Here is a 4,179-nt window from a genome sequence, read left to right on the forward strand (position 1 = left end):
GGTATAGCCCGGTGGTATATACCGCTGATTCTGTTCCTGCAACATCTTTTGTGGCGATAGGTAAAAACAACATTAAAACTAAGGTTAATGCTGCTAAAAAAAGCCAGATCGATTGTATTCTTTGTATCATGTCAATTTAAAATAATAAACAATTATAGGGATTCTATTTCAACCTTGAAAAAACATTCTTCCTGCTAATCGGAGATTTTGTTAAAAACACTAAGTTTTAATACATTTGATTTTCCATCCAAACCATAACAGATTTAATGCTTTTCTCAGTTAAGCAGTTACCCACGGTATTACTGCTTTAAAGAAATACATTTTTAACTGGAATACTTAGCGACTGGTTAAAAAATGATGAAAAATTTATACAGGTTGTCACGTTGAGCCTGTCGAAATGCCTTTAAAGCTTATCCTTCGACAAGCTCAGGATGACAAGTAAAATATAAAAACGAAATTAAACAGTTTGTTAATAAAACGTTTATGCTGAAAAACTTACTTTTTCTAATTCTCCTACTTGCTGCAACAAACACCTTTGCGCAAGATACCCTTAAATTTGAGCAGGCATTAACGGTAGCCAGTGGTAGCCGCTATGGCCGCGAAGCCGTTTATACCGATTTACTGGCCTGGCAAATGGCGAATGGAAAATTACAGAGTCCCACCGAAAATGGGGCATTTTCTGAAGGAAAAGATGGCCAAAAAATATTGTGGAAAGCAATTAAAGCAGATGCTAATGGCCGTTTTAGTGCATTCTCCAGAAGATCTTTTCAGGCTACAAATAATCCTTTCCTGAATCCAGGTAGCATAGATAGAGGTTCTGATTATATCTACATTACTTATACTTCCCCAAAAGAACAAACCGCAATTTTAAATGTAGTTGGAGGCAATAGTTTGTTTTTCAATGGTACCCCACATATGGGCGATCCCTATGCATCGGCTTATATGAATATTCCGGTTCAATTAAAAAAAGGTGTAAACGAGCTTTTTGTAAGAGGTGCCAGCATATTGCCAATGATCATTATTAATGCTAAAAAGTTAATCATCCATACAGACGACGTTACTTTACCGAGTATTGTGCTCAATCAGGCAAATGGTGTACTAAAAGGGGCATTAACGGTAAGTAATTCTTCTTTGAAAGATGTTAATGATTTGCAAATCAAAACTGTTTTAAATGGTAAACAGCAGGAAGTGGCCATTTCGCGTATCGCCAAACTGAGCATGAGGAAGGTGATTTTTGAGTTAGATGCAAGTACCATAACCACACCAGGTAATTATAATCTCGAAATACAACTCTTACAGAACAAAACAAATGTAGATCAGAAAACGATTGTAATTGAAGCTTTAGCAAATTCATCAAGCTATAAACAGACTTTTATCAGTAAAATTGATGGCAGCTTGCAGTATTTCGCAGTTACCCCGCAACTTAACGGCTGGAAACCAAATTCAGCATTATTTCTGTCGGTCCACGGTGCAGGTGTTGAAGCCATTGGTCAGGCTAAAGCCTATAAATCTAAAGATTGGGGAACGGTAGTTGCTGCCACTAACCGCAGGCCACGTGGTTTTAATTGGGAAGATTGGGGTAGACAGGATGCTTTAGAAGTGCTGGCGTTGGCAAAGGATCAGTTTAAACCGAACGATAAACAGATTTACCTCACCGGCCATTCTATGGGTGGACATGGTACCTGGTTTTTAGGCGCCACTTATCCCGATAAATGGGCTGCTATTGCGCCTGCCGCAGGTTATGCTTCGCTTAAAGATTACGGTTCTGCCGATGGGAAAATCCCTGATAGTAGTAAAAATATGGTCGAAAGGATGTTGTTAAGAGCTGGCAACCAGAGCGATGTTCCGAAATTAGTGACTAATTATACACCATTGGGCGTTTATGTTTTGCATGGCGATGCGGATAGGGTAGTGCCTGTTAGTTATGCAAGGCAAATGAAGAAATTGCTTGCTGGTTTTCATGCCGATTTTAGTTATTATGAATATCCAGGTGGCGAGCACTGGTTCGGTGATCAAAGTGTAGATTGGCCACCTATTTTTAGTTTTTTTAAGTGGCATACTATTGCTGCCGATTCTGCTGTAAACCGCATCGATTTTACCACATCCAGTCCCGGAATTTCGTCTACTTATCGCTGGGCTACTATTTATCAGCAAACGCAGCCTTTACAATATAGTCGCATCATTTTAACAAGAGACAGGAAGCTATCAACCATTGTTGGTAAAACCGAGAACGTTGCGCTTTTAAAATTGGCTTTAACAGATTATGTTGCAAAAACACCCATAAAAATTACTTTAGATAGTTTAACAGTTATTAATTATACCACACAAAGCGTTAACGATACCCTGTTTTTAGAGAAAAATAACGATGCGTGGCAAATCATCACCAAAATTGACAAAAGAGATAAAAATCCGTTACGATATGGCACATTTAAAGAAGCTTTTAATCATAAAATGGTTTTTGTGGTAGGAACAAACGGTTCTGCCGAAGTCAATCTGGCTAATTTAAATAAAGCCAAATACGATGCTGAAAGCTGGTATTACCGGGGCAATGGAGCTATTGATATCATTATGGATAAAGAATTTTCAGCATCAAAATACCAGGGGCGTAATATTATTTTATATGGAAACTCCGAAAATAATACAGCCTGGAATAAATTACTTAAAGATTGTCCTATACAAGTAAGCAATTCGCAAATAACCACGAAACAACATGTGTTGAAAGGCGATGATTTAGCCGCATATTACATTTGGCCTCAGCACGACAATAAACTATTGATAGGCGTAGTGGCCAGTACTGGAGTAAAAGGGATGAAAGCGGCTTATGCCAACCAGTATTTTGCTGGAGGTAGTGGTTTCCCTGATTTTATGATTTTTTCATCTGAGTTACCAAAAGAAGGAAGCAAAGGCATTAAGCTGGCCGGTTTTTACGATAATAAGTGGCAGTTTGACGAGAAAAATACCGCTAAGCCTTAGTTATGGCTACTTATAATAAATGTAGAACGCTTTCCTTCTAAATAAAAGGAAAAAAGTATTTTTGCATCGCTTTGAGTAAAAAAAGGTACTTCATCCAATTGGCTTATGATGGCAGCTTATACCATGGCTGGCAAACACAACCTAATGCAATTACCGTTCAGGAATTGTTAGATAAGGCTATGTCTGTTTTTTTTAGACAGCCCATCGAAACGTTGGGCTGTGGAAGAACGGATGCAGGCGTGCATGCTACTGATTTTTATGCGCATTTTGATGTTGAAAGTGTAGAAGAGGCAAAGGTTTTAAGTGGGGTAACCGGTATTAATGCCATGCTGCCTTATCAAATTGCAGCAAAACGGATTATACCGGTACATGATGATGCCCATGCCCGCTTCGATGCCACTGCCCGTGCTTATAAATATTACCTTCACTTCGAAAAGAATCCTTTTAAACTTAACCGATCGTGGTTGGTTAAAGATAAACTGGATGTGGAAGCAATGAACGAGGCAGCGGCACTGTTATTAAACTATACCGATTTTTCGTGTTTTAGTAAATCAAACACGCAAACTTTTACCAATAACTGTAAAATAAGCAAAGCCGTTTTCGAGCGACAGGAAGATGGATTGGTTTTTACCATTCAGGCCGACCGTTTTCTACGCAACATGGTAAGAGCCATTATGGGTACTTTGGTACAGATCGGTAAAAAAGAAATAAATTTAACAGATTTTAAAGCAATAATAGAAAGTAAAAACCGCAGTAAGGCCGGGCAATCGGTGCCTGCCTGCGGTTTGTATTTAGTGAAGATAGAATACGATTATATAAAATGATTGAATGAGAGAGGGATTGAATGAGGGAATGAAAAAGTATCTATAACATTCAATAATTCGAAATTCTTTCATTCAAAACTAAAAAAAAATGGCAGTTACAGGCGACGTATACAACACCGGATTACTGAAACGTATTTTTCAATATGTAAAGCCTTACCGTGCCGTTTTTGTGTGGTCGGTTATTTTAACCATTCTGCTTGCGGCCATTTCTCCGGTCCGTCCGTTTTTAATTAAGTATACACTCGATCATTATATTTTAACCGGAAATTATTCTGGTCTGGTGAATATGACCATGTTGATGATCTTTATGTTGATCTTACAAACTTTGATTCAATATAACCACACGCTTTTAACCAATACATTAGGTCAATCGGTTATCCGC

Annotated in this window: 3 protein-coding genes and 1 pseudogene; 3 read left to right on the forward strand and 1 reads right to left on the reverse strand. The window is 38.2% G+C overall.

Features of this window, described 5'->3' with window-relative positions; all coding sequences use genetic code 11:
- Positions 1 to 130: DUF4293 family protein (locus AC1DND_RS21495; protein WP_477584671.1), on the reverse strand; the 130-nt coding region annotated here is incomplete at its 3' end.
- A 353-nt stretch (positions 131 to 483) separates the two neighbouring features.
- Between AC1DND_RS21495 and AC1DND_RS21500 the strand changes: the two genes are divergently transcribed.
- From AC1DND_RS21500 to AC1DND_RS21510, 3 genes and pseudogenes are all read left to right on the forward strand, one after another.
- The gene (locus AC1DND_RS21500; RefSeq protein WP_477584669.1) at positions 484 to 2,973 is read left to right on the forward strand and encodes a prolyl oligopeptidase family serine peptidase; all 2,490 of its coding nucleotides are present in this window, start codon (positions 484 to 486) and stop codon (positions 2,971 to 2,973) included.
- Between the two features lie 71 nt (positions 2,974 to 3,044).
- The gene (gene truA, locus AC1DND_RS21505; protein ID WP_477584670.1) at positions 3,045 to 3,797 is read left to right on the forward strand and encodes a tRNA pseudouridine(38-40) synthase TruA; all 753 of its coding nucleotides are present in this window, start codon (positions 3,045 to 3,047) and stop codon (positions 3,795 to 3,797) included.
- Positions 3,798 to 3,885: 88 nt separating this feature from the next.
- Positions 3,886 to 4,179: pseudogene (locus AC1DND_RS21510) on the forward strand (ABC transporter ATP-binding protein); the annotation flags it as partial.

It is taken from the genome of Pedobacter sp. 01N416, assembly GCF_056399685.1.